The following is a 24688-nucleotide window of genomic DNA, read 5'->3' on the forward strand; positions in this document are numbered from 1 at the left end:
CGACAAATCAGGTCCAGTCCTGCGTCGAAAGCTGAATTGGCAACGGGCTCGCTTGCGCTCGCTCAGACATGCTGGATTCCGGATCTGCGGTTCGCTGAACGCTCACCTTGTCCGGAATGACGGCGTGTGACTTCAAGCGTGAGGCCACCACAAAAAACGCGCGGCCCGAAGGGGCCGCGCCAGACTACTGACAAACCTCGACCTCAGCGTCGTCATCCCGGCCAAGCGCAGCGCCGAGCCGGGACCGGAGAGTAGAGGCCTCAATGTTTCAATGAGTTCATCCCGAAGAGACTTTGGCTCTCCGGTCCCGGATCTCCGCTTCGCTGCGTCCGGGATGACCATAGAGGGTTTGTCATAAAGCTGAGCGCGGCCCGGAGGGGCCGCGCGTTGGTCTGATGGGGCTTGTGCGAAAGGATCAGTCGCCGACTTCGTTGGCCGGCTCGGCCTGCAGGAGGCCGTAGCGCTCTTCGCCGATCTTCGACAGCAGTTCCAGCTGGGTTTCGAGGAAGTCGATGTGACCTTCCTCATCGCGCAGCAGCTCTTCAAAAATCTGCATGGAGACGAAGTCGCCTTCCTCGCGGCAGATCTCGCGCGACTTGGCGTAGGACGCACGGGCGTCGTATTCGCCGGCCAGGTCGCACTCCAGCACTTCCTTCACGCTCTGGCCGATGCGCAGGGGCGCCAGCTTCTGCATGTTCGGATGGCCTTCGAGGAAGATGATGCGCGTGGTGATCTTGTCCGCATGCTGCATCTCCTCGATGGACTCAGCGCGCTCCTTTTTGGCCAGGCGCGTGAAGCCCCAGTCGTCCAGCAGGCGGTAGTGCAGCCAGTACTGGTTGATGGCGCCAAGCTCGAGAAACAGCGCCTCGTTCAGACGCTCGATGACTTTCGCACTGCCCTTCATGATGCGGCCTACTCCCTGGCTCGAAATCGTTAAATGAATCTAGAACGGTTCTAAAAAAATGTCCAGCCGCTCTTGCAACTTTAGCGGATGGCGTCGAGGCCCTGTCCACGTAGTTCTGCGTGCTAGCCGAAATCCTGTCCGATCTGATATATTCAAAAAAATGAAACTAAGGAGGGTTCCATGCCGTTCCGTCTTCCTGATCTGGGCAACCGCTACACCCCGCAGTATTTCCTTGCAGCGCTCGGGGCTGGCGGCATTGCGGTGACGTTCTTTCTCTATCTCATGTTCTGGATCCCGCATCCGGGTCAGACTGTGCCCGTCTTCGAGGATGTTGCCCGTGCCTATGTGGGCGGCTCGTGGCTCCTGCGCGGCATGATTGCGCTTGCCTATGCCGGTGTCGCTTTCTTCGCGCTGCTGCACATCCGGCTCATGGTCTGGAATGTCCGTCAGTTTGTCGCCTGGCGTCGGACGCCCGCCTTTGCCCAGTTAAAGTCGGGCAACGGCGAGACCCTGCTGATGACCGTTCCGCTGGCGCTGGCCATGTCCGTCAACGTCGGCTTCATTGCCGGTCTGCTGTTCGTGCCCGGCCTTTGGTCCGTGGTGGAATATCTGTTCCCGCTGGCACTCGTCGCCTTCGCCGGGATCGGGGTTTACGCCCTTTCGCTGATCGGCGCATTCCTTGGCCGCGTGCTGACCGCAGGCGGATTTGACTGTGCCCGCAACAACAGTTTCTCGCAGGTGATGGCGGCCTTCACCTTCGCCATGGTTGCCGTCGGTCTGGCTGCGCCCGCATCGATGAGTGCGACACCGCTGACGGTTGCTGCCAGCTACATGGCCTCGACCTTCTTCCTCGCGACAGCCACCCTGATCGGCGCGGTCGGCATCGTGCTTGGCTTCCGGTCGATGCTGGAAAACGGCGCCAACGACGAGGCCGCGCCCAGCCTCCTGGTCGTTATCCCTTTCGCCACCGTGGCAGGGATCGCCCTGATGCGGCAGGCGCATGGCCTGCATGGCCAGTTTGAGGTCCATGCCGGGGCCGCTGACAGCTTCACCCTGCTCACCTGGCTGCTCGCGGTGCAGGTGCTGTTCGGTCTTCTCGGGTTCACGGTGCTGCGCCGCCAAGGCTACATCGGCCGCTTCATCACCGGCCCGGCGAAGTCGGTCGGCTCCTATGCCCTGGTTTGCCCCGCCGTTGCCCTTTCGGTGCTCCTGCAGTTCTACATCAACAAGGGTCTGGTTGAGGTCGGTCTGGTTGCCAAGTTCTCGGTCGCCTACTGGCTCGTCACCGCGCTTGCCCTGGCGTTGCAGGCCCTGTCGATCTGGCTGGTCTTCCACCTCAACAGCCGCCACTTCTCCAGCCCGGCCAGCAAGGCAACCCTTGCGCCAGCCGAGTAGTGGGCCAGACCGCCGAGTGCCCGTCCTTCAGCGGAAGGACTGGCCAAGGAAGCGAGAGTGGGTCCGTCCTTCAGCGGAAGGACTGGCCAAGGAAGCTAGGATGGGTCCGTCCTTCAGCGGAAGGACTGGCCAAGGAAGCGAGAGTGGGTCCGTCCTTCAGCGGAAGGACTGGCCAAGGAATCTAGGGTGGGTCCGTCCTTCAGCGGAAGGACTGGCCAAGGAAGCTAGGATGGGTCCGTCCTTCAGCGGAAGGACTGGCCAAGGAAGCTAGGATGGGTCCGTCCTTCAGCGGAAGGACGGACCATGGCACCAGCAGGTCAGCGAGTAGCGGCGGCCACGTGTCACCGGGGCCACCCGGTGCAGCATGAAACTGGCAAACAGCGTTGCGGTGCCGATCGGACGCGGCGCAGCCCATTCCGCGCTGCCAAGATTGAGGTCCAATGCGCCGCCGTCATAGAGCGCGGGCTCTGACAGCTGCACGACGATGGTCAGCTTGCGCTGGCGGGCGATGGCGCCGTCACCGATATCGGAATGCCAGTCGTAATGCCCCTCGTCGCTTTCGTCGTAGCTTGCGACCTGCAGCCGTTCATGGAAATCGGTGATGTCGAAGCGGAAGGCCTCGCGGTTGGCCTCAGCCACACCGCGCATGATGCGCTCCATGACGAACAGCGCGTCGCCCTGATCGTCGAGCCAGTTGATCCGGGCCCGGCGGATTGAGGCGTGTTGCACGCCACCCACGAGCCCGCCTTCGCGCATCTCGCCGCTTTCGGCAAGATCAATGATGCGGGCGCATTCGTCCGGCGTGAAAAGGGCAGGGATCGTATGGGTGAACATGGGCAGCACCTTTGTTGGTTGCCTGCCCATATGCCCGCTTCCCTGCCCAAGGCAACTGCTTTGTTGTCTCAGCGCGATGCCTCGACTGCGCGCGTCCTGCGCTGGCCCCAGCCCAGCGTCATGCCGGCTGCGGCCAGCAGGATGACAGCCATGCCCAGCCCCTGCACCGGCTGCAGGCGGGTGCCCATGGCGAAGACGTCCACCAGAATGGTCACGACCGGATAGACAAAGGCCAGCGCGCCCTGCTGTGCGGTCGGCAGGCTCTGGATGGCGGCGTAGAGCAGGGCATACATCAACCCGGTGTGGATGAGCCCCATACTGGCCAGCACGGCCCAGGTCTCGGGCGTTGCCGGCAGGCCATTGGCCAGGACGAACGGGGCCAGCATGACGCTGCCGACGCTGACGTGGATGAGTGCGATCAGCTGCGGCGGCACGCCTTTCAGCGCCTTGGTGGTGATCGCGGCAATGGCCCAGCCGAGCGCGGCCAGCAGCGCCATGGCAATGCCCGGCAGATAGTCATCGGAGACGTAGCTCGCATCCGGCCGGTTCAGCACGATGGCCACAACCCCGGCAAAGGCGAGGCCGAGCCAGCCGAGCTTTACCACCGTGATCCTCTCGCCGAAGAACAGCGCGCCAAAACCCAGCAGCATGAAGGGCTGCGTGTTGTAGACGACCGTTGCCACCGAAACCGAGGCGCGGCTGTAGCTGCCAAACAGCAGCAACCAGTTGAGCACCAGCGCAACCCCGCTGAGCCCGGCCATCAGCAGCTGTTTCCGCTTCAGGCGCACCCGCAGCAAACCCAGCGCGGCACACAGGATCATCAGGGCCCCGGCGCCAAACACGCAGCGCCAGAACACCACCGTCAATACCGGCTCACCGGCCATGACGACGAACCAGCCGATCGTTCCCGAAATCACCATCGCTGCCACCATCTGGATCGTGCCGCGTGTCTGGTCCTGCATGTCCATGCTCCTGACTCGATGTGGATGCAGTCTAATCTCTTTGGTGAAATCGGTACTGGTGTCTAGAAAGGAGTTTTGCCAGAATGGCCTTCAAATGGAAGGCTGAGATGAGAAAAAGCTTTTGGAGGTGTGGCAATGGACGAGATTGACCGGAAAATTCTACAGGCATTGGTGCAGGATGCCCGGATGCCGCTGAAACAGCTGGCAGAAGCAGCCGGTCTCAGCGGCCCGGCAACCTCCGACCGGCTTCGCCGTCTGGAACAACGGGGCATCCTGCGCGGCAGCACGATTGACATTGACCCCGCTGCGCTTGGCTATGGTCTGGAAGCCGTCGTCCGCATCCGCCCCATGCCGGGCCAGTTGCATCTGGTTCAGCAGATGATCCAGGAGACGCCGGAAGTGGTTGAATGCGACAAGATCACTGGCGATGACTGTTTCGTTGCCCGCCTGTTCGTCCGCTCCTTGAACGACATCGACGGCATTCTTGACCGGATCGCGGAACGGGCCTCCACCAGCACGTCACTGGTCAAGGCAAAGGTCATTTCCCGCCGTCCACCGGCATTCTGAGCGCCGCTTTGATCAGCCCAGCCCATGCGCGATGACCTTGCGCATCACGGTCGGCAGGGCTTCGCCCTCAAGCGCGTCCAGCGTTGACCACCACCAGCCCTCGGGAAGATCGCCAGCCCCGAGTTCCGCCGTGAACACCGTCACCTCCAGGTGGAAATGCGTGAACGTGTGGCCGACGCTGCCGCTGCGCTTGTGCCATTTCGCGGCGACAGGCGCTTGCGCCAGTGCGGCGGCGACGTCGAAATCCACGGCCCATTCACTGCCCGGCACTTCCGCCATGCCGCCCAGCAAGCCCTTCGGCGGCCGCTTGCGCAGCGCCACGGCGCCATCGTCGGCCCGTCGCAGGACAAAGGCTGCGCCCGTCCTCGTCGGCTTGGCGGTCTTGGCGGCCTTCCTCGGCAGGGTTTCGGCCACGCCTGCGGCCCGCGCGGCACAAGGCCCCATCCACGGGCACAGCGCGCAGGCCGGCCGCTTCGGCGTGCAGATCGTTGCGCCAAGGTCCATCACCGCCTGGGCAAAGTCGCCGGGCCGTTCCTGCGGCGTCAATTCGCCCATTGCCGCCTTGATCTCGGGCTTGGCAGCAGGCAGCGGCGTCTCGATCAGCCGCAACCGGCTCATCACCCGTTCGACATTGCCGTCCACCACGGCCGCTGGCCGGTCGAAGGCGATGGCGGCGATCGCCGCAGCAGTGTAGGGGCCGATGCCGGGCAAGGCCTTCAGCCCGTCTTCCGTCTCGGGAAACCGGCCGCCGTGGTCCCGAGCCACTGCCTCGGCGCAGGCCTTCAGGTTGCGGGCGCGGGAGTAATAGCCAAGCCCCGCCCAGGCCCGCATCACATCGTCCGCCTCGGCAGCCGCGAGCTTCTCCACCTTCGGCCACTTCGCCGTAAAGGCGGTGAAATAGTCCTTCACCGCGGCCACGGTCGTCTGCTGCAGCATGATTTCCGACAGCCAGACCCGGTAGGGGTCAGGCACCACGCCGACCTTGCGCTCATGCGGCGGCACGCGCCAGGGCAGGTCGCGGGCATGGCGGTCGTACCAGGCCAGCAGGGCATCGGTCAGCTGTGCGGGAGGCTGCCCGGCAGCGGCCGGGCGGGCAGGGGTGGTTCGCGTCATGCCGGCAAGGGTGGCGCGGTCCCTCCCGAAATCAAGCAATCCCCGCGCTTGCCCTTGGACAGGCTGGGGATAAACCCGCTTCAGCCTGTGGATGCAGCGCGCCGCACAATACCGTCTTGATTTTGTCCTAAAGGCCCGTGACCCTTGGGTCAGGCATGACAGGATGCCGGGGCCGGCGCCGCGGGTGAGTGCGGCAGCGGATGGTGACGATGAGTTGGGACAGCAAGGGGCCCGCACGCGGTGGTTCCAGACCGCTCGCGGACCTGATCGGCAAGGCGATGCAACCAGCCTTCCGCAAGCGTGGCTTTGCCACGGCGGATCTGGTTGCCTCCTGGCCGGATATTGTCGGAGAACGCTATGGCGAACGGGTCAGGCCCGAACGCCTCCTCTGGCCGCGCCCGGTCGATCGGGACGGTGAAACCGTAACTGATCCGGCGACGCTGGTGGTCAACACGGATGGCGCGACGGCTCTCCTGCTGACCCACGAGATGCCGCAGATCCTCGCCCGCATCAATGGCTACTTCGGCTGGGCGGCAGTTGGCCGCATCCGCATTGTTCAAAAGCCCGTGAGCGTTCCGGTGCGCAAGCGCCGGCCTCAGGTGCGCGACCTGACCGAAGCAGAGCAGCGCGAGCTTGATGCCCGCCTTGAGGGTGTCGAACATGAGGGCCTGCGCAAAGCCTTGGAAAAACTCGGCTCGCAGGTGATCGCCCGCAACCGGACGTCAAGCAACTGAGGCATGGCGCTCTGCGCTCGCCGGAGCGGCTGGCTTTCACCGCGCACGACATTCACCTTCCTACTGCCGCCACAATTGCCCTGTTCGGTTGACGGGTTCGCCACAAGCGGGCACACAGCATCACAGATCTTCATCTTGGCAAGGCAGGACCACGCCCGTGAATTTGACCCGCAGAAAGCTTCTGGCCAGCACCATGGCCCTCGGACTTGGCACCGCGCTGACGACTGCCTTCCCGCTTGTCGCCCTGGCCCAGACGGTCGATGTCGCCAAGCTGATGGAGGCCTCGCCGCTTGGAGAGAAGTTCATCGGTAAGGAAGATGCGCCGGTGACCATCATCGAATACGCCTCGCTGACCTGTGGCCACTGCGCCAATTTCCACAAGGGCGTCCTTCCGGAAATCAAGAAGCAGTACATTGATACTGGCAAAGCTCGCATGATCTTCCGCGAGTTCCCGCTGGATCCGGTTGCCGCCGCCGGGTTCATGCTCGCCCGCTGCGCCCCGGAAGACAAATATTTCGACGTGATGGACGCCCTTTTTGCCGACCAGCGCGCCTGGGCCTTCACAAATGATCCCTACAACGCGATGCTCAATTTCTCCAAGCAGCTCGGATTCACACAGGAGTCCTTCGAAGCCTGCTTGACAAACCAGTCCCTGCTGGACGGAGTCAACGCAGTGCGCGACAAGGCCGGCAACGAGTTCAAGGTGGACTCCACGCCGACGTTCTTCATCAACGGTGAAAAAGCAACCGGAGCTCTCAGTTTTGAGGAAATGTCGAAGATCATCGACAAGTACCTCTGAGTGCCTTGACCGGCGGGCCCGCGCCCGCCGGACCGCTCTCGCCTGCCTTCAGCCGGAGGCGCGGCCGTGAAATTCACCAAGCTCCGCGTTGTCGGTTTCAAGTCCTTTGTCGAGCCGATGGAATTTGTCATCGGCGACGGGCTCACCGGCGTGGTCGGGCCCAACGGTTGCGGCAAGTCCAATCTCGTCGAGGCCCTGCGCTGGGTCATGGGCGAGAACTCCTACAAGAACATGCGCGCGTCCGGCATGGACGACGTCATCTTCTCCGGCTCGCTCAACCGCCCGGCCCGCAACACGGCGGAAGTCACGTTGTTTCTCGAAAACAGCGAACGCCGTGCGCCGACAGGCTTCAACGATGCCGACCTGCTGGAAGTCAGCCGCCGCATCGAGCGCGAGGCCGGCTCGGTCTACCGGATCAACTCCAAGGACGTCCGTGCCCGTGATGTCCAGCTGCTCTTCGCCGATGCGTCCACGGGCGCCCGCTCGCCGGCCATGGTGCGCCAGGGCCAGATTGGCGAACTGATTTCCGCCAAGCCGACCTCGCGCCGCCAGATCCTGGAAGAAGCTGCCGGCATTTCCGGCTTGCACAGCCGCCGCAACGAAGCTGAAATCCGCTTGCGCGCGGCCGAGCAGAACCTCGAACGCCTCGAGGATGTGCTGGTCCAGATCGACGCGCAGATCGACAACCTGCGCCGCCAGTCGCGTCAGGCCGCCCGTTACCGCAATCTTTCGTCCGAAATCCGTGCGGCAGAAGCTGGCATCCTGTTCCTGCGCGTGACCGAAGCCCGTGCGAGTCTCGAAGAGGCCGAACGGCACTATGCCGCCGGCCGGGCCGAAGTGGTCAAGGCGGCCGAAGCCCAGACGGAGGCAGCAATGACGCAAGCCATTGCCGCACATCGCCTGCCCGAGATCCGCGACGCAGCAGCCCGCGCTGGTGCCGCGCTGCAGCGACTGGTGATAGCCCGCAATGAACTCGACGCCGAGGACCGCCGCGTCCGCGAAAGGCTCGTTGACCTCGACCGCCGTCTTGGTCAGCTCGTTGGCGACATCGCCCGTGAGGAACAGCTCGTCGCCGAGAATGACGAGGTGCTGGAGCGCCTTGCCGAGGAACGGGCCGAACTGGTCGAGGAAAACGAGACCGCGATGGAACGCGCGGAACTCGCCGGCGAGCGCGTTGCCACCGCAAGCGAAGCAGTTGCGGCGCTGGAAGACAGGCTGACGGTCGCCACCCGCGCCGCTGCAGAACTCGCCGCCCAGCGGCAGCAGTTCCAGCGCAGCGCCGAAGAAACCCGCCAGCGCGCCGAGCGCCTTGGCTCGCAGGCCGGTGATGCCGCGCGCGTCCGCGACGCCCTGCGCGCTGAAATGGATGCCGCTGATGGGGTGGCGGAGTGTACCGAGCTGCTCGAGGAGGCCGAGGCCGCTGTCATGGCCGCCGAAGAGGCCGCCGAGATTGCCGAGCTGCGCACCGCATCCGCACGCGAGGCCGAGCAGAATGCCCGCGCTCCGCTCGCCGAGGCCGAGCGGCTGCAGTCGCGGCTCGAGACCGAGGCCCGCACCCTTGAAAGCGTGCTGGCGACCTTTGCCGGTGCCTTCACGCCGGTTGTCGATGCGATGACCGTGGAACCGGGCCTCGAAACCGCGCTGGGCGCCGGGCTCGGGGATGACCTCGAAGCCTCGCTGGATGCTTCCGCCCCCGTGCGCTGGACGGGAGCGGCCATCGCCGCGGGTGATCCGTCCTTGCCGGCCGGGGCTGTGGCCCTGTCACGCCACGTTGAGGCGCCTGCCGCGCTGGCGCGCCGGCTGGCTCAGATCGGCCTCGTCGATGCCGGTACTGGCGCTGATCTGGCTCATGCCTTGAAACCCGGCCAGCGTCTGGTGACCCGCGAAGGGCATCTGTGGCGCTGGGATGGGCTTGAGGTTGCCGCCGACGCGCCGACACCGGCCGCGCAGCGCCTCGCCCAGAAGAACCGCCTTGCAGCGCTCAGCGAAGACATTCGCGTCGCCCGCGACAAGACAGCCGCTGCCCGCAGCACGCTGGAAAACGCCGGACGGCTGGTCCGACAGGCCGGCGAGGCCGAGCAGGAGGCCCGCCAGCGCCTGCGAGACCGGCAGCGCGCCGCCGCCGAAGCCCGTGAAGCGCTGCTGGCCGCCGAGCGTGCCGTCTCCCAGCTCGCCCTGCGCCTGCAGGGGGCCGAGGATCTGGCCCGCCGTCTTGCCGAGGAAGCCGAGGAGGCCCGCGAGCGCCATGCAGAGGCGGTCGAGCGGCTGGAGCAGCTGCCCGATGCCGACGCGCACATCGAGACGATCCAAAGCCTTCAAGGCGAGATCGCCACGGCCCGCGCTGCCCTGTCGGAGGCGCGGCTTCTGGCCGATGGGCTGGCGCGCGAGAAGCAGCTGCGCGACCGCCGTCTGGAGGCCATTGTGCGCGAGACGGAAAGCTGGAAGGCCCGCGCACGCAATGCCGCCAGCCAGATCGAAACCCTGCGCCAGCGCCGCGAGGAAGCCGAAGAGGAACGGCAGGAGCTTATCGAGGCCCCGGAAGACATCGAACTGCGCCGGCGGGACGTCCTGACGGCCCTGTCCAAGGCCGAAGAGGTGCGCCGCGCCGCCGATGACGAACTGCTCCGGGCCGAATCGGCCCAGTCCGGCGTCGACCGTCTGGCCCGCGAGGCGCAGGATGCATTGGCAAAAGCGCGTGAGGCGCATATTCGCGCCGAAGAACGGCTGGAGGCAGCGCGCCAGCGGGTGCAAGAGATTGTGGCGCGTATTGACGAGGCCCTCGGGGTGCCGCTCGATCAGCTTCCCGGCCTGGCCGGAATGGCGGAAGGCGCGCCGCTGCCGGATCTCGATGGCCTGGAACGCAAGCTCGACCGGCTCAAGGCTGAACGCGAGCGCCTTGGCGGCGTCAATCTGCGCGCCGAGGACGAACTGACCGAGATCGATGGTCAGCGCTCGACGCTCGCCGGCGAACGGGACGATCTGGTCGAGGCAATCCGGCGCTTGCGCACCGGCATTTCCAACATCAATCGGGAGGCACGTGAGCGTCTTCTTGCGTCCTTCGAGGTTGTGAACGGCCATTTCCAGCGCCTGTTTACGCATTTGTTTGGCGGCGGCACGGCCGAGCTTCAGCTGGTTGACAGCGATGATCCGCTCGACGCCGGGCTGGAAATCGTCGCGCGGCCCCCGGGCAAAAAGCCGCAGACCATGACGCTGCTCTCCGGCGGAGAGCAGGCCCTGACGGCGATGGCGCTGATCTTTGCCGTGTTCCTGACCAATCCGGCGCCGATCTGCGTGCTGGATGAGGTCGATGCGCCGCTGGATGACGCCAACGTGGAGCGCTACTGCGACCTGCTGGATGAAATGTCCCGGCGCACCGAAACGCGCTTCGTCGTCATCACCCACAACCCGATCACCATGGCCCGGATGAACCGGCTGTTCGGCGTCACGATGGCCGAGAGGGGCGTGTCGCAGTTGGTCTCCGTCGACCTGGAGACGGCGGAACGTTTCCTCGATGCAGGGTAGTGGGGTCGGATTGACCGGAATCACCTCGGCAATCGCCGCAGGACCAGATGCCACAGCGCGTGTCACAAACGCCAAATCCATCAGAATTTCAAATATTTACATAAAATCTCCGTGTTCTTGACAGTCCGCCGGGTGCCGACTATTGTGCGCGCGGCTTGAGGGGGTCTCGGGAGCCGTTGAAATCAGGGCTGGATGTGGGGCACTTATGAACCAGTCGTCTGAGCCCGGTGGAGACAACGGCACCGGACGGGACCTTTCTGAAGCCGACCTGTCTGCGCGACGGGACAAGCTGACCCAGAAGCTCGACGAGCGCCGCCGCAGCGAACAACGCGCTGAGGCCAAGCAGTCGGGCAGCACAGGGGCCGGGATTGGCCAGGCCATGCAACTCTCTTCGGAGTTCGTGGCAGGCATCGCGGTCGGTGCGATGATGGGGTGGCTGCTGGATCACTGGGTCGGGACGTCGCCATTCGGGTTGATCGTCTTTCTTCTCCTGGGATTCGTTGCTGGTGTCTTGAATGTCATGCGCTCGGCCGGATTGGTCGCAGAGCAGGGACAGCCAGGCCAGCGTGCCGCAGCGCAGAAAAAAGGCGAAAGCCGTGGGTCCGGTCCGGAATCTAACGACAAGTGACTTGACGCGTTCACGGCGCGACGATTAAGAGCCCGCGCAGACTGCGCTCATGAACGATTAACGGCGAAGGTAGACCGGTGGCGAACGATCCGATCCATCAGTTCCACATCAAGACTCTCGTGCCGATCGAAGTCGGTGGTGTTGACCTGTCTTTCACCAATGCGTCGCTGTTCATGGTGCTGACGGTCCTTGCGGCCTCGGCATTCCTGATCTTCTCCTCCTCCAGCCGTGGTCTGGTTCCGACCCGCTGGCAGTCGTTGGCAGAACTCAGCTACGAATTTGTTGCCGGACTTCTGCGAAGCTCGGCGGGTACGGAAGGCATGCGCTTTTTCCCGCTGGTGTTCTCGCTGTTCATGTTCGTCCTTGTGGCGAACCTGTTCGGCATGTTCCCCTACTTCTACACGGTCACCAGCCAGATCATCGTCACCTTCGCCCTTGCGATGGTCGTGATCCTGACGGTTACCATCTATGGCTTCGCCCGGCACGGGTTGCACTTCCTGCATCTCTTCGTTCCGGCTGGCGTCCCGGCTGCCCTCATTCCGATTGTGGCGCCGATTGAAGTCATCTCTTTCCTGTCTCGCCCGATCAGCCTCTCCGTTCGTCTGTTCGCGAACATGCTGGCTGGTCACATCACCCTGAAAGTGTTTGCCGGTTTCGTCGTCACCCTGAGTGCCGCCGGAACGGTTGGCATCTTCGGGGCCGTCCTTCCGCTTGGAATGACGGTGGCGCTGACGGCCCTGGAGTTCCTCGTCGCGTTCCTGCAGGCCTATGTCTTCACGGTCCTGACCTGCATGTATCTCAACGACGCGCTTCACCCGTCCCACTAAACCCACCCATCACGTGGCCCCTGGCCGCCTGAACAAGCTGACAACAGTCAACTAGGAGTACTTGTCATGGAAGCAGAAGCTGCAAAGTTCATCGGTGCTGGTATCGCCTGCCTTGGCATGGGTGGTGCTGCTATCGCTCTCGGCACCATTTTCGGTAACTACCTCTCGGGCGCCCTGCGCAACCCGTCCGCCGCTGATGGCCAGTTTGGTCGTCTGGTGTTCGGCTTCGCCGTGACCGAAGCTCTGGGCATCTTCTCGCTGCTGATCGCCCTGCTGCTGCTGTTCGCCGTCTGATCCGTCGCAACCCGACGTATTGGTACAGTTAAGATCGACGGCGGCGCAATTGCGCCGCTGTTCGATACTTGGAGGCGATAATGGCAGGCGAAACCACTGCGACTGCTGGACATGTTCAGCTCATGGACATCCCGGCAACCGAACACGGGGCCGGTTTCCCGCCGTTCGACCCGACCCATTTTGTCTCTCAGCTCGTGTGGCTGGCGATCACCTTCGTTATCCTTTACTGGGTAATGAAGAACGTGGCCCTGCCACGCATCGCCGGTATCCTTGAGGATCGTCGTGACCGCATCGCCGGTGACCTTGCCGAAGCCGACCGGCTGAAGCGGGAAACCGATGAAGCCATCGCTGCCTATGAGCAGGCGCTGGCCGAAGCCCGTGGTCGTGCCCGCTCCATCGCCCAGGATACGCGCGACAAGCTGAAGGCCGAAACCGACGCCAAGCGTGAGACCGCCGAAGCCGGTATCGCCGCCAAGCTGTCTGACGCGGAAGCCCGCATCGGCCAGATCAAGAGCAGCGCCCTGGCCCAGGTTGGCGAGATCGCCAGCGAAACCTCCTCGGCGCTTGTCGAGGCTCTCATCGGTGTCACCCCGTCGAAGTCCGAAGTGGATCAGGCGGTCAAGGGTGCGATGAACTAAGGGAACCCGGTCTATGATGGATGCATCGTTCTGGGCTCTCGTTGGCCTCATTCTTTTCTTCGTGCTGATCATCAAGGTCGGCGTTCCGGGCAAGATTGCCGGAGCTCTCGACAAGCGTGCGGACGACATCCGCCGTGAACTCGAGGAAGCCCGCAAGCTTCGCGAGGAAGCGCAGGCTCTGATGTCCGAGTATCAGCGTCGCCGGCATGAAGCTGAAGCAGAAGCAGAGGCGATTGTCGCCGAAGCCCGCGCCGAAGCCGAGCAACTGACCGTTGAAACCACGCGTGCGCTCGAGGAAATGATCGCTCGCCGTAGCAAGATTGCCGAGGACAAGATCGGCCAGGCCGAAGTCCAGGCAATTGCCGAGGTCAAGGCCAAGGCTGCTGATCTCGCCGTAGCGGCTGCGGAGACGCTGCTCAAGGCCAAAGTATCGGACAAGATTTCCGACACATTGCTTGCCAAGAGCATCGAAGAGGTCAAGTCGGGTCTCAACTGAGACAACTGGCTACCCAGTCTGAAAAAGCGGCCCTTGTGGCCGCTTTTTTGTTTTTCGGGTGAGTATCTGGCGAATATCTGCCTGCGCTCAGCGCTCGTCCTGCAGCAGCGCAGCAATAGGCTTGAACGACATGCGGTGCAAAGGGCAGGGCCCGAGACGTTGCAAGGCCGCCATATGCGCCGGCACGCCATAGCCCTTGTGCACGGCAAATTCATAGCCCGGATACTCCGCATCCGCGGCAACCATCATCCTGTCCCGGACCACCTTTGCCACGATCGAGGCCGCCGAAACGGCAAGACAGCGGGCATCGCCCTTGATCAGGGCCTGGCCATCGATCCCGAGCCCCGGCGGCACATCGCGCCCGTCGACCACCACATGCCGCGGCTGCAGGGCGAGGCCCTGCACGGACCGCCGCATTGCGCCGAGTGTCGCCGCCCGAATGTTGATCCGGTCGATGGTTGCGGCAGACGCGCTGGCAAAGCTCACCCAGGCACTGGCGCAAATCTCCTCGAACAGCGCCTCACGCTTCGCCTCGGTAAGCTTCTTGGAATCGTTCAACCCGTGCGGCAGCCGCGCATAGTCGAGGATCACCGCCGCCGTCACCACGGGACCTGCCCACGGCCCGCGCCCGGCCTCGTCCACCCCGGCAAGCAACCCGTCCAGCCGCCCCGCCATCCGCGCTTCGGCCTTCGCATCCAGCGCGTCACCAAAGGGCAGGTCAAAGAGGCCTCGGGTTTTCATTCGGTCGGATCCGGCACTAACCAGCGGTTACAGCGATGCGGCCCGGTCTGATCGCGCGCTGCCGCCAAGACGTTCAATTGGCAAAGCCTCAAACCCTCTCCCCCCTTGAGGGGGAGATGCCCCCGGTAGGGGGCAGAGGGGGGTAAACAGCCTGACCCTTTCAGCAGAGAGGCCGCGTTGAAACGAACCGCTACACCCCCCTCTTTCTGCTGACGCAGCCCTCTCCCCCTCAAGGGGGAGAGGGCTGCGATCCGGTGGACTGCCACGGGCCTGTTGAAGTCCTCAACAACGCCCTGCTGGACGTATGTCCAAAGCTCCCGCGCCCATCTCTGTCGTAGAAACGTGAAGCCCCCCACCCCGGCCCGCCCCACAAGGGGGAGGGGGACTGAGGGCCTGTGTCACTCGACCTCGTTCTGCGTCTTCTTCTGCGCTTCCACCACGGCCAATGCCGACATGTTGACCACGCCGCGCGAGGTCACGGACGGCGTCAGAATATGCGCAGGCTTGGCGGTGCCGAGCAGGATCGGTCCGACATGCAGCGCATCGGTCGCCACCTTGAGGAGGTTGAGCGCAATGTTGGCTGCATCCAGTCCGGGGAAGACCAGCAGGTTCGCTTCGCCTTTCAGGCGGCTGTTCGGCATCACGCGCTGGCGCAGGGCCGCAGACAGGGCCGAATCACCATGCATCTCGCCGTCCACCTCGAGGTCCGGGCAGCGTTGCCACAGGATCTCGAGCGCGGCGCGCATCTTTTCGCCCGATCCGAGTTCCCGCGATCCGAAGTTCGACGCGGCCAGCAGCGCCACTTTCGGCTCAATACCGAAGCGGCGGATTTCCTCGGCTGCCAGCGTCGCCATCTCGGCGATTTCTTTCGCGCAAGGATCTGTGGTGACAAAGGTGTCGGTCAGGAACAGGGCGCCCCGGTCATTGATCAGCAGGGAAAGGGCTGACAGGTCCGCCACGCCCTCGCGCACGCCGATGATCTGGCGGATGTCGCGCAAATGCCGGATGTAGCGTCCTTCCAGGCCACAGATGGCCGCATCCGCATCGCCGCGCCGCACGGCCAGCGCCGCGATCACGGTAGAGTTGGTGCGCACGATGGTGCGCGCGGCATCATGCGGCACGCCCTTGCGGCCAACGCAGGCGAAATATTCCTCGACATAGTCGCGGTAGCGCGGATCATCCTGCGGGTTGACGAATTCGAAGTCGACACCGGGGCGGATCTTCAGGCCGAAGCGCTCGCAGCGCGCCTGCAGCACGTCCGGACGCCCGACGAGGATCGGCACGGCCACCTTGTCCTCGATCAGCACTTGCGCGGCCCGCAGCACGCGCTCATCCTCGCCTTCGGCATAGATGATGCGCTTGGGCTCGCGCATGGCCGCCTGGATGATCGGCTTCATGACGAGGCCAGAGCGGAACACGAAGCGGTTCAGCACGTCCTGATAGGCTTCGAAATCCGCGATCGGCCGCGTTGCAACGCCGGTTTCCATCGCCGCGCGGGCCACCGCCGGCGCAATGCGCAGGATCAGACGCTGGTCGAAGGGCGAGGGGATCAGGTACTTCGGCCCGAAATTCTCGCTTGCCCCGCCATAGGCCCGCGCCGCCACGTCCGAGGGCTCTTCCTTGGCAAGGCCGGCGATGGCCGCCACGGCGGCGTGCTTCATTTCTTCGTTGATCGTCGTCGCACCAACGTCCAGCGCGCCGCGGAAGATGTAGGGGAAGCAGAGAACGTTGTTCACCTGATTCGGATAATCCGAGCGCCCGGTGCACATCATCACGTCGTCGCGGACGCCGAGTGCGTCCTCGGGCAGGATTTCCGGATTGGGGTTGGCAAGCGCCAGGATCAGCGGGCGCGGCGCCATCTTGGCCACCATCTCCGGCTTCAGCACGCCGGCGGCCGACAGGCCGAGGAACACATCTGCGCCCTCGATGATCTCGCCAAGCGTGCGCTTGTCGGTGTTCTGGGCGTAGATCGACTTCCACGGGTCCATCAGGACCTCGCGGCCCTCGTAGACCACGCCCTCGATGTCCGAGATCCACACATTCTCGCGCTTCACGCCGAGCGAAACCAGCAGGTTGAGGCAGGCGAGCGCGGCCGCGCCCGCACCGGACGCCACCACCTTGACGGTGCCGATCGGCTTGCCGGCCAGCTCCAGTGCATTCTTCACCGCCGCACCGACGATGATCGCCGTGCCGTGCTGGTCGTCGTGGAACACCGGAATGTTCATCCGCTCGCGCAGCTTGGCTTCGATCTGGAAGCACTCGGGCGCCTTGATGTCTTCCAGGTTGATGCCGCCGAAGGTCGGCTCGAGCGCGGCAACCGCGTCCACGAAGCGGTCGACGTCCAGCTCGTCCACTTCAATGTCGAACACGTCGATGCCGGCGAATTTCTTGAACAGGACGGCCTTGCCTTCCATCACCGGTTTGGAGGCGAGCGGCCCGATGGCGCCAAGGCCCAGCACCGCCGTGCCGTTGGAAATCACGCCGACAAGGTTGGCGCGGGAGGTGTAGAGCGCAGCCGTCGAGGGGTCGCGGGCGATTTCAAGGCAGGGAGCAGCAACACCCGGTGAATAGGCCAGCGCCAGGTCGCGCTGGTTGCCCAGCGGCTTGGTCGGCTTGATCTCCAGCTTGCCCGGACGCGGATGGGAGTGGAAATAGAGTGCGGCCTCGGTGAGGTCGGATCCGGCCTTCTTGGTATCGCTCATGGTGCCTCTCGCTGCGGCAGGTTCGCCCTGCCTGAACATCACCCGCAAGCCATGGCGTAACGGCATCGCGGGAGCAATCCTTTAGACCTTAGACCAGCCTCTTCGCAAACGGAACCTCAGGAAAGGGCATGAACCGGTCTGTCCTAAGCCGTTGCAGCGCCATGCGTCTTGCCTGCGTCTTCTGCCGGCACCGCCCGCATGTACAGCCACATCAGCAGGAACAGGACGCCGGCGTTGCACACGTGCCAGAGAAAATGCGTGCCGAAGGGCAGGGCACTGCAGGCCGGGCCGTCCAGCGTGCGGAAGGTCAGCGACAGGGTGAACAGCGCGCCGGTCGCTAGAAGGCCGAGTGCCGTGTCCCGGCTGCGCCGAAGGCACAGCGCTCCGACTACGAAAATCGCCGCCAGCGCCGGCAGATACCCGGCCGATGATCCGACCAGCGGCGCGGCCAGCCGGCCGATGAAGGGCGATGCGACGAGAAACAGCGCTGTCGTGCCACCGGCGACAACCGCTCCGGCACCGACGAAGCGGCGCAGGGCGAGAAACAGGTAGAGGTGGATGAAAATGGCGATGGGGATCACATCCGCCAGCAGTGACCAGCGGTTGGCATAGGTGTGGAACAGGAAGGATCCGATCCCGGTTGCCGTCACCACGCCGATGAGCGCCAGCGCGCTCCAGTCCCTTGGGGCCCGCTGCAGCCAGATCCGCAGCGCCAGCGCCGCCGCCACAAGGAATGCCGCATTGGTCACGGCATTGAGCGGCTCGGCCCAGAACGAGGCATCAAGCCGCTCGCAATACTGATCAAGGCTCTCGGTCCAGTTCATCCGTCATAGCCAATAGGCACCGGCTTAGCTCCAAAAAATCACTCTCAGGTGTCACGGATACGGTCAAATAAAGACAACGTCGTCAATTGTAAATGTTTCGTTACTGAGTATGGATAAAGTTATAGAGCCGTCGGTGGAAACAATTTTTGTTTGTCCGAGCTTTTCACTTGATAAGAGATAGGTTTTTTGTGAGGAAAGAACCATTTTATCCAGAGTGGGTTCAAAATAATCGATGATGTATTGACCGGATTGACTGGAGAAGTCGAAATTATCAGGACGTCCATTTGTTTTGATGCTGTTGATATCAACTCGCAAACCGACGTCGTACATAGATGTCGATGTGCCGTCATTCATGTATACGGAACTTGAGGCGAATATCCTGTTGCCGTTGTTAACTGATCCACCGGGTGTGTAGTTTAAGCTTAACGCAGAAATGGCAGATGAGGTAAGATTGGAGATTTCTTCAGCTTGAGAAATCCCGTCTGAGTTGATATCAGTCCAAATCAGTAATTGATCAAATATTGAATCATCACTGTTGATTAAATTGTCGTTATTGTCGTCGTAGCTAGCAAGCGCGTGATATCCGAATGTCGACGAGTTCCCGAAGAGTTCATTTACATGATCGATCGTGCCATTTTTGTTCAAGTCGAGCGCAAGAAACGCGTCATTCGGTCCGATCCATCCGTGCTTACCTTCAAGGCCACGTACTGCGAAGAGATCAAATGACGCATTGCTCTTAGAAAGGCTGATTGTGTCAATGCCGTCCCCCGCAAGATCAATGACCAATGGATCATAGACTGCAAGAAAATACTCTCCATATATCTCAAGAATTGCATCGCCGGCTTGTATGACTAGTGTGGGCAACTCGGTGGTTCCGCCAGAGTTTTTATTTGACGTACTTTTGAATGAAGTAACGATAAATCCTCCGTCGCTAGACTTTTGAACATAGTGATTCTGAGCGCTGTCCAGCCGGGAGACAATGTTATGACACTGATCGCCAATGAAGAGTACTTTTCCGACATAATTGCGGAACGTGAGCTCGGACACACCAGGTGCAAGGCTTCGCCCTCCGCCTGCATCGTGGGTTGTCCAAGGTGTATTTATCGTATGTATTGACATCCAGTTGTCGACTGCATTTGAAATGCTGTCAAAAGACTGAAGCAAGGACAAGTCGGCGAGGTCCCGGATATGGGGAACGAGGTAATCCTTGTTCCTCGCGATGAACTCGAACAGTTCGAGGCTTGGTGAACTGGCGTTTGCTAACCCGTACTCGCGCGCGGTTTCAGCAAGAAACGCTGGGGAAAGCAACACGCTGAGTTCGAAGGTGGCTGACATATTTGCAGACATCCAGGCTGCATCCTGGCCACGGAAGTTGTAGCCTTGCGACTGCCAGTCCTGGGCTGCATAATGGTTCAGCTCAAGAATGAAATTCCAGTAATTATCAATTGACATCATTCCGTGGTTCAGAATGTTTTGCCAAGTGTGTCCCGGATTTGCGCTGCGGTTCAATGCTATATTCGGAGTCCAAGCGTTGACGTCGACATTATTTGCCGTAAATACATCGTTATGATATTGCTGTATAATTGCGTAGTCGAGCGTAGCGTTCCCTGTATGTTGGAATAGCGCCTGTCGCGCTCAAAGGTCGCGATTCATCAGTGAAATCGAAATGCTATGCCACGTGGCGTCATCCAAAGTGCCTCCTGTCTTATCCCTGTGAAACGTTTCGGCGTAATTTCGGGCGGTAATTCCCGAAAACGTGTTGTTCTGGACAACGCCAAGTGCCAGCCCGCCATACGGATCGCCCTTTGACTGGATCAAGGTGTAGTATGCGGTCAGGTTGCCCTGCTGGGCATAGTCTGCAAGTTGGTCGAGGTCCTGTCGGCTGAAATTTCCCATGATTGGTCTCCACTACCTGTTGACTTGAGGAAAGCGAATGATCTCCGCACCTGGCAGTGGCTGGGTTTGCTCTACTGTGAAGAAAACAATTTTGTCGATTGCTTTCTGCTGAATAACGGAAATAAGACCTATGAATTTGGAAGGAAACTGGACGTCTATTAAGTATTTATTCTTTAACAAGAAAGTTACAGTGCATGCACCATGCTTCTGTTTGCCTATAAAGGTGCATCTCAGAAGGCGAGGGTCATTTCCGGTAATGCCTGACTGCATGAGGACTTCGAGGTAGTCGTCGTCTGGGTTGATTGGTGTTGCAGGCCTATAAACTGCAGTCGAAACGACATAACCATCCGGTATGAAGCCGCTATAATCCACTCTCTTGAGTTGGTTATTTCGAAGGGTTCTGTACAATAGATGTTGTCCCTCAATAATTTGGGAGGGTACGCATGATGGGTTTCCGATACCCTTAGGGTAACAGGCGCGATCTACACTTACAGTGACGACTGTTTGTCCGGAACCGGAAAACAGAGAAATGTTCTCGGCTGTTTTGGGTGAAAATTCCGGAGCAGTTCCAATCATTGTGAAGCCTGACGACAGTTCCCCCGGGACGAGATCACTTTCCAGAAGGATCGTCGCGAGGTAGGTCTCAGGCACACGGAACACTTCGCCTTGCAGTTTGAACTCATAGACCTTTCCGCTATGCGCCATGCGCGGCACATTGAGTGCGCCGCTTTCGCGGATCCCGTCGACGAAATAGCCCATCATCGGGAAGCCGAAGCGGAAGAAAGCGCCTAGCCCAAGGCTTGTCACGGCCGAGGCCACCACGAAAATGGCCAGAGCCAGAAAAATCAGAAATGTCCGCTGCTCAATCTTCGACACGGCGGCGCTCCGGTTGATTGCGGGGTTGTGATCTCCGATCGCAGCCATCATTGCGCGAGTTATCTGTGGCGTCAAGAAATATGAGTAAAATAATCATATTTCTTGACGCGAGAGCTTCCCGGCGTTTTCAAAGCCCGGCGATGGCTTCCTTGAGCAGCTTGCCGAGGCGCGAGATGCCTTCCTCGATCTGCGCTTCGTTGGCACAGGAGAAGCTGAGGCGCAGGGTGTTGCCGCCCGAGCCATCGGCAAAGAAGGCGCGGCCGGGCACGAAGGCGACCTTCACGCTTTCCAGCGAGCGGGCGAGCAGCGCCGCGCCATCGAGGCCTTCCGGCACGGTCACCCAGACAAACATGCCGCCATCCGGCTTCGACCAGCTGCAGCCCGCCGGCATGTGGGTGGCCAGGGCCTTCAGCATGGCATCGCGGCGGGCGCGATAGGCCGCCTTGATCGTCGCCACCTGGGTGTCGAAATAGGTCTCGGCCACATCGGCCAGCACCATCTGGTTGATGGTGGAGGTGTTGAGGTCAGCGGCCTGTTTCAGCAGCACGATCTTCGAGATCACCGGTGCGGCGGCGCAGATCCAGCCCACGCGCAGGCCCGGCGACAGGGTCTTGGAGAAGGAGCCGCAGTACAGCACGCGGGTGTCGTTGATGTGTCCCTTGCGGGCGATATCCAGCGCCAGCATCGGCGGGATCGCCTCGCCGTCATAGCGCAGCGACTGGTAGGCCGCGTCCTCGATGACGGCAATGTCCAGCGTGTCGGCGAGGTCGAGGATCTTCTCGCGCGTTGCCCGGTCCAGCGTCTCGCCGGTCGGGTTGGCGAAGTCAGCCGAGGCATAGGCGAATTTAACTTCGCCGCCAGCGTCCCTTGCCGCAGTGGCGAAGTCCTCGGCCGGGCGGTTGCCCAGCGGGATCAGCCGGTCGTAGCGCGGCTCATAGGCGTTGAACGCCTGCAGCGCGCCAAGATAGGTCGGCCAGTTGACCAGCGCGGTGTCGCCCGGCGACAGGAACAGCTTGCCGATATAGTCCAGCGCCTGCTGCGAGCCGGAGGTGATGATGATGTTCGAGGCGTCACAGGTCACGCCAAGGCCGGCCATGTAGCTGGCCAGCCAGGTGCGCAGGGCCAGATTGCCCTCGCTGACGGCATATTGCAGCGCCGTTCCGGCGGACGGTCCCGTCAGGACCTTGGTGTAGGCGTCTGCAAATACCTGGGCGGGAAACAGCGCCGGGTCCGGGATGCCGCCAGCAAAGGAGATGATCTCCGGCCGGTCGAGGAGCTTCAGGAGCTCGCGGATTTCGGATGCGCGCATACGGGTCGCGCGCGTGGCGAAGATGTGCTCCCAGTTCAGCATGAGGGTTCTCGGTCCATTTATTGTTTTCAGCGGCGCCTGGTGTGGTGTCGGTGCCGGCCAGTGAGACAGAACCACAGGCGCAAGGATGCGTCAATATTGCTGACCTAAAAGACGCAAAAAATCCCTGGGCAGTGACTGTTGGTAATTTTCGGTCGCCTTCCGGTTTGATCCTGACATGGCACTGCGCCGCTTGGCGCACTGGCGTTGTTGCGCCGGCTGGCCTATCTCTGGATCATGACCCGCCGGGAGTGTGCCCCCATGAACCGCATTGATGAAAGCCGTCCCTTTGTCCCTCTCAACATCGCGGTGCTGACCGTGTCCGACACGCGCGACTTTGAAGGCGACCGCTCGGGCACGACGCTGGTCGAGCGTCTGACTGGCGTCGGGCATCATCTGGCGGACCGCCGCATTGTCCGGGACGAAGTGGAGGAAATCAGGGCTGCCGTCCGGGAGTGGATTGCGGCAGAGGGCGTCGACGTCATCATCTCGACCGGCGGCACGGGCTTTACCGGCCGCGATGTCACCCCCGAGGCGATCGAGCCCTTGTTCGAGAAGCGGATGGACGGCTTCTCCGAGGTGTTCCACCGTATTTCCTACGACAAGATCGGCACCTCGACGATCCAGTCCCGCGCCACGGGCGGGGTTGCGGGTGCGACCTACATCTTCGTGCTGCCGGGGTCGCCCGGTGCCTGCAAGGACGCCTGGGACGGCATCCTCAAGTGGCAGCTCGATTACCGCCACATGCCCTGCAATTTCGTGGAAATCATGCCCCGCCTCGACGAACACCTGAAACGCGGCAAACTGCGCCAGGCGTGAGCGGCTGTTGACGGCTTCGCCTCGCAGTTATTCCCATTACGCTTCGGTCATCCCCGCTTCATGCGGGGATCCATCCGGCAGTGGCACAGGGCGGGGATGACCACGGAGAGCATGGCCCCGCCCCGAGCGCCAGAAATCAGCCTTCGTAGCCGATGCCGCCGGCGCGGGTTTCGAGGAAGGCGGCGCCGCAGGCTTTGGCCAGTTCACGGACGCGCAGGATGTAGCTCTGGCGTTCGGTGACCGAAATCACGCCGCGCGCGTCCAGCAGGTTGAAGGCGTGGCTGGCCTTGATGCACTGGTCGTAGGCCGGCAGCACCATCTGGTGCACATCCGCGCCGATCGCATCGCGGGCCGCAGCACCAGCAGCCAGAAGGCGGCGGCACTCTTCCTCGGCGTCGCGGAAGTGGCGGAACAGGAGCTCGGTGTCGGCGTGTTCGAAATTGTGGCGGGAATACTCCTGCTCGGCCTGCAGGAAGACGTCGCCATAGGTGATCTTCTCGGCACCTTCGCGGCCGTTGTAGTTCAGGTCGTAGACGTTATCGACGCCCTGGATGTACATGGCCAGACGCTCGAGGCCATAGGTAAGTTCGCCCGAGACCGGCGAGCACTCGAAGCCGGCGACCTGCTGGAAGTAGGTGAACTGCGACACTTCCATGCCGTCGCACCAGCATTCCCAGCCAAGGCCCCAGGCACCCAGGGTCGGGCTTTCCCAGTCGTCCTCGACGAAGCGCACGTCATGCAGCGTCGGGTCGAGACCGATGGCATAGAGGCTGTTGAGGTAGAGCTGCTGCAGGTTTTCCGGCGACGGCTTCAGGATCACCTGGAACTGGTAATAGTGCTGCAGGCGGTTCGGGTTTTCGCCATAGCGGCCATCGGAGGGGCGGCGCGAAGGCTGGACATAGGCCGCCTTCCAGGGTCGGGGCCCGAGCGAGCGCAGCGTGGTGGCCGGATGGAACGTACCGGCGCCGACTTCCATGTCATAGGGCTGCAGCACGACGCAGCCCTGATCCGCCCAGTAACGCTGCAGGGTCAGGATCAGACCCTGGAAGGAGTTCTCAGGGCGCATGTGGGCCGGGATGGCTTCGTTCGACATGGGGCGGTTCCCGATTGCGAAAGGAGGGGCGGCCAAAGCCGCAGATATTTGGCCGGACAGGTGCCACGGGCGGCTGGCGAGGTCAAGGGCGGCGGTGAGAGCCACGTTTTTTGACGAAAACGGCCGAACAAACGTGGTGCGGATCACACCTTGTCGGCTTCAGGCCCTGCCCCCTCTATCGCATGAGGCGACGTTACGTCACCCTCACATTACCGGCGCTTTTCAATTGGCCGGACCGGCGGGTGAGGAACCCGCACCCAGAGGAGAAGACCATGATCCGCACATCCATTTTGACAGTCATTGCAACCGCCACCCTGATCGCAAGTGCCGGCCTCGCCGCCGCGCAAAGCCAAAGCAGCAACAATCCGAACGGCAACACGTCATCGTTTTCCGGATCGAGTTCGTCCGGCACCAATGACAGCGGCAACCCGGACAGCGCGCCGATCATCTGCGCGTCGCGCAGCTGCATGGACCGGCAGGCAGCGACATCCGGCCCGCGCACCCACGTGGTGACGCATGTGCCGAACCGCGAACCCCGCAAACCGCGCAAGCCGATCCCGATCCGCGAAAGCGAACGTTGCCAGGATCGCTGGATCCAGTGGCCGAATGGCCTCATCGTCAACGAGCGGGAATGTTTCCGCCCGCTGGAATTCATCCACTGAATCGAACGACCCCA

General features: G+C 62.3%; 24 protein-coding genes. 12 read left to right on the top strand and 12 right to left on the bottom strand.

The genetic code is table 11. From position 1 onward, the window contains the following. Positions 1 to 415: 415 nt before the first annotated feature. On the bottom strand, positions 416 to 904 hold the full coding sequence (gene bfr, locus C8348_RS20750) for a bacterioferritin (RefSeq protein WP_106755220.1): 489 nt from the start codon (positions 902 to 904) through the stop codon (positions 416 to 418). A 180-nt stretch (positions 905 to 1084) separates the two neighbouring features. Here bfr and C8348_RS20755 point away from each other — a divergent pair, with 180 nt between their 5' ends. Beyond that, positions 1085 to 2299, top strand: a complete 1215-nt coding sequence (locus C8348_RS20755) for a TsoY family (seleno)protein (RefSeq protein ID WP_106755221.1) — start codon at positions 1085 to 1087, stop codon at positions 2297 to 2299. Positions 2300 to 2584: 285 nt separating this feature from the next. Here the strand turns inward: C8348_RS20755 and C8348_RS20760 are convergent, their stop codons facing one another. Further along, positions 2585 to 3133: a prolyl hydroxylase family protein gene (locus C8348_RS20760; protein ID WP_106755251.1), complete on the bottom strand. Its 549-nt coding sequence runs from the start codon at positions 3131 to 3133 to the stop codon at positions 2585 to 2587. 68 nt (positions 3134 to 3201) lie between these two features. After that, a complete protein-coding gene (locus C8348_RS20765) occupies positions 3202 to 4095 on the bottom strand; it encodes a DMT family transporter (protein ID WP_106755222.1) in 894 nt (297 codons plus the stop codon). 135 nt (positions 4096 to 4230) lie between these two features. On the opposite strand from C8348_RS20765, the gene C8348_RS20770 reads away from it, so the two are divergent. Beyond that, a complete protein-coding gene (locus tag C8348_RS20770) occupies positions 4231 to 4662 on the top strand; it encodes an Lrp/AsnC family transcriptional regulator (RefSeq protein WP_106755223.1) in 432 nt (143 codons plus the stop codon). A gap of 12 nt (positions 4663 to 4674) precedes the next feature. Here the strand turns inward: C8348_RS20770 and mutY are convergent, their stop codons facing one another. After that, positions 4675 to 5775, bottom strand: coding sequence for an A/G-specific adenine glycosylase (gene mutY, locus C8348_RS20775; protein ID WP_106755224.1), 1101 nt, complete (start codon positions 5773 to 5775; stop codon positions 4675 to 4677). 209 nt (positions 5776 to 5984) lie between these two features. Here mutY and C8348_RS20780 point away from each other — a divergent pair, with 209 nt between their 5' ends. From C8348_RS20780 to C8348_RS20815, 8 genes are all read left to right on the top strand, one after another. Beyond that, on the top strand, positions 5985 to 6509 hold the full coding sequence (locus C8348_RS20780) for a DUF721 domain-containing protein (protein ID WP_208983842.1): 525 nt from the start codon (positions 5985 to 5987) through the stop codon (positions 6507 to 6509). A 157-nt stretch (positions 6510 to 6666) separates the two neighbouring features. Beyond that, positions 6667 to 7308, top strand: coding sequence for a DsbA family protein (locus C8348_RS20785; RefSeq protein ID WP_106755226.1), 642 nt, complete (start codon positions 6667 to 6669; stop codon positions 7306 to 7308). 66 nt (positions 7309 to 7374) lie between these two features. Further along, positions 7375 to 10830: a chromosome segregation protein SMC gene (gene smc / locus C8348_RS20790; RefSeq protein WP_106755227.1), complete on the top strand. Its 3456-nt coding sequence runs from the start codon at positions 7375 to 7377 to the stop codon at positions 10828 to 10830. A 205-nt stretch (positions 10831 to 11035) separates the two neighbouring features. Further along, positions 11036 to 11458 carry an AtpZ/AtpI family protein gene (locus C8348_RS20795; RefSeq protein WP_106755228.1) on the top strand — a complete coding sequence of 141 codons (423 nt, stop codon included), beginning with the start codon at positions 11036 to 11038 and terminating at the stop codon, positions 11456 to 11458. Between the two features lie 77 nt (positions 11459 to 11535). Continuing rightward, a complete protein-coding gene (locus C8348_RS20800) occupies positions 11536 to 12285 on the top strand; it encodes a F0F1 ATP synthase subunit A (protein WP_106755229.1) in 750 nt (249 codons plus the stop codon). Positions 12286 to 12351: 66 nt separating this feature from the next. Further along, the gene (locus C8348_RS20805) at positions 12352 to 12579 is read left to right on the top strand and encodes a F0F1 ATP synthase subunit C (RefSeq protein WP_106755230.1); all 228 of its coding nucleotides are present in this window, start codon (positions 12352 to 12354) and stop codon (positions 12577 to 12579) included. An 80-nt stretch (positions 12580 to 12659) separates the two neighbouring features. Continuing rightward, positions 12660 to 13217: a F0F1 ATP synthase subunit B gene (locus C8348_RS20810; protein WP_106755231.1), complete on the top strand. Its 558-nt coding sequence runs from the start codon at positions 12660 to 12662 to the stop codon at positions 13215 to 13217. Between the two features lie 16 nt (positions 13218 to 13233). After that, on the top strand, positions 13234 to 13713 hold the full coding sequence (locus C8348_RS20815) for a F0F1 ATP synthase subunit B family protein (protein ID WP_106755252.1): 480 nt from the start codon (positions 13234 to 13236) through the stop codon (positions 13711 to 13713). Positions 13714 to 13800: 87 nt separating this feature from the next. Here C8348_RS20815 and C8348_RS20820 read toward each other — a convergent pair whose 3' ends face one another. The 7 genes from C8348_RS20820 to C8348_RS20850 form a co-directional block, all read right to left on the bottom strand. Next, complete coding sequence (locus tag C8348_RS20820; protein ID WP_106755232.1) at positions 13801 to 14454, bottom strand: ribonuclease HII; 654 nt, start codon at positions 14452 to 14454, stop codon at positions 13801 to 13803. Positions 14455 to 14852: 398 nt separating this feature from the next. Further along, positions 14853 to 17156 (bottom strand): NADP-dependent malic enzyme, encoded by a 2304-nt coding sequence (locus tag C8348_RS20825; RefSeq protein ID WP_106755233.1) that lies wholly within the window; start codon positions 17154 to 17156, stop codon positions 14853 to 14855. Between the two features lie 143 nt (positions 17157 to 17299). Further along, positions 17300 to 17980 carry a ceramidase domain-containing protein gene (locus C8348_RS20830; protein WP_106755234.1) on the bottom strand — a complete coding sequence of 227 codons (681 nt, stop codon included), beginning with the start codon at positions 17978 to 17980 and terminating at the stop codon, positions 17300 to 17302. Positions 17981 to 18043: 63 nt separating this feature from the next. Continuing rightward, positions 18044 to 19435, bottom strand: coding sequence for a hypothetical protein (locus C8348_RS20835; RefSeq protein ID WP_106755235.1), 1392 nt, complete (start codon positions 19433 to 19435; stop codon positions 18044 to 18046). A 180-nt stretch (positions 19436 to 19615) separates the two neighbouring features. After that, positions 19616 to 19876, bottom strand: a complete 261-nt coding sequence (locus C8348_RS20840) for a hypothetical protein (protein WP_106755236.1) — start codon at positions 19874 to 19876, stop codon at positions 19616 to 19618. A gap of 12 nt (positions 19877 to 19888) precedes the next feature. Then, positions 19889 to 20752, bottom strand: coding sequence for a hypothetical protein (locus C8348_RS20845; protein ID WP_157950495.1), 864 nt, complete (start codon positions 20750 to 20752; stop codon positions 19889 to 19891). Positions 20753 to 20879: 127 nt separating this feature from the next. Continuing rightward, the gene (locus C8348_RS20850) at positions 20880 to 22103 is read right to left on the bottom strand and encodes an aminotransferase-like domain-containing protein (RefSeq protein WP_106755238.1); all 1224 of its coding nucleotides are present in this window, start codon (positions 22101 to 22103) and stop codon (positions 20880 to 20882) included. A gap of 258 nt (positions 22104 to 22361) precedes the next feature. Between C8348_RS20850 and moaB the strand changes: the two genes are divergently transcribed. Beyond that, complete coding sequence (moaB, locus tag C8348_RS20855) at positions 22362 to 22919, top strand: molybdenum cofactor biosynthesis protein B (protein WP_106755239.1); 558 nt, start codon at positions 22362 to 22364, stop codon at positions 22917 to 22919. 136 nt (positions 22920 to 23055) lie between these two features. Here moaB and C8348_RS20860 read toward each other — a convergent pair whose 3' ends face one another. Next, on the bottom strand, positions 23056 to 23985 hold the full coding sequence (locus tag C8348_RS20860; RefSeq protein WP_198647173.1) for a glycine--tRNA ligase subunit alpha: 930 nt from the start codon (positions 23983 to 23985) through the stop codon (positions 23056 to 23058). Positions 23986 to 24284: 299 nt separating this feature from the next. Between C8348_RS20860 and C8348_RS20865 the strand changes: the two genes are divergently transcribed. Further along, a complete protein-coding gene (locus C8348_RS20865; RefSeq protein ID WP_106755241.1) occupies positions 24285 to 24674 on the top strand; it encodes a hypothetical protein in 390 nt (129 codons plus the stop codon). The last annotated feature ends 14 nt before the right edge of the window (positions 24675 to 24688 follow it).

Source organism: Pannonibacter carbonis, from assembly GCF_003012935.1.
Classification (GTDB): Bacteria; Pseudomonadota; Alphaproteobacteria; order Rhizobiales; family Stappiaceae; genus Pannonibacter; species Pannonibacter carbonis.

Coding starts and splice junctions, on each gene's coding strand:
- C8348_RS20795 (WP_106755228.1), top strand. CDS start 11,036: ATGAACCAGTCGTCTGAGCCCGGTGGAGACAACGGCACCGGACGGGAC.
- C8348_RS20755 (WP_106755221.1), top strand. CDS start 1,085: ATGCCGTTCCGTCTTCCTGATCTGGGCAACCGCTACACCCCGCAGTAT.
- C8348_RS20850 (WP_106755238.1), bottom strand. CDS start 22,103: ATGCTGAACTGGGAGCACATCTTCGCCACGCGCGCGACCCGTATGCGC.
- C8348_RS20825 (WP_106755233.1), bottom strand. CDS start 17,156: ATGAGCGATACCAAGAAGGCCGGATCCGACCTCACCGAGGCCGCACTC.
- C8348_RS20830 (WP_106755234.1), bottom strand. CDS start 17,980: ATGAACTGGACCGAGAGCCTTGATCAGTATTGCGAGCGGCTTGATGCC.
- C8348_RS20815 (WP_106755252.1), top strand. CDS start 13,234: ATGGATGCATCGTTCTGGGCTCTCGTTGGCCTCATTCTTTTCTTCGTG.
- C8348_RS20840 (WP_106755236.1), bottom strand. CDS start 19,876: ATGGGAAATTTCAGCCGACAGGACCTCGACCAACTTGCAGACTATGCC.
- C8348_RS20770 (WP_106755223.1), top strand. CDS start 4,231: ATGGACGAGATTGACCGGAAAATTCTACAGGCATTGGTGCAGGATGCC.
- C8348_RS20760 (WP_106755251.1), bottom strand. CDS start 3,133: ATGTTCACCCATACGATCCCTGCCCTTTTCACGCCGGACGAATGCGCC.
- bfr (WP_106755220.1), bottom strand. CDS start 904: ATGAAGGGCAGTGCGAAAGTCATCGAGCGTCTGAACGAGGCGCTGTTT.
- C8348_RS20860 (WP_198647173.1), bottom strand. CDS start 23,985: ATGCGCCCTGAGAACTCCTTCCAGGGTCTGATCCTGACCCTGCAGCGT.
- C8348_RS20805 (WP_106755230.1), top strand. CDS start 12,352: ATGGAAGCAGAAGCTGCAAAGTTCATCGGTGCTGGTATCGCCTGCCTT.
- C8348_RS20810 (WP_106755231.1), top strand. CDS start 12,660: ATGGCAGGCGAAACCACTGCGACTGCTGGACATGTTCAGCTCATGGAC.
- C8348_RS20765 (WP_106755222.1), bottom strand. CDS start 4,095: ATGCAGGACCAGACACGCGGCACGATCCAGATGGTGGCAGCGATGGTG.
- C8348_RS20820 (WP_106755232.1), bottom strand. CDS start 14,454: ATGAAAACCCGAGGCCTCTTTGACCTGCCCTTTGGTGACGCGCTGGAT.
- C8348_RS20780 (WP_208983842.1), top strand. CDS start 5,985: ATGAGTTGGGACAGCAAGGGGCCCGCACGCGGTGGTTCCAGACCGCTC.
- C8348_RS20865 (WP_106755241.1), top strand. CDS start 24,285: ATGATCCGCACATCCATTTTGACAGTCATTGCAACCGCCACCCTGATC.
- C8348_RS20835 (WP_106755235.1), bottom strand. CDS start 19,435: ATGATGTCAATTGATAATTACTGGAATTTCATTCTTGAGCTGAACCAT.
- moaB (WP_106755239.1), top strand. CDS start 22,362: ATGAACCGCATTGATGAAAGCCGTCCCTTTGTCCCTCTCAACATCGCG.
- mutY (WP_106755224.1), bottom strand. CDS start 5,775: ATGACGCGAACCACCCCTGCCCGCCCGGCCGCTGCCGGGCAGCCTCCC.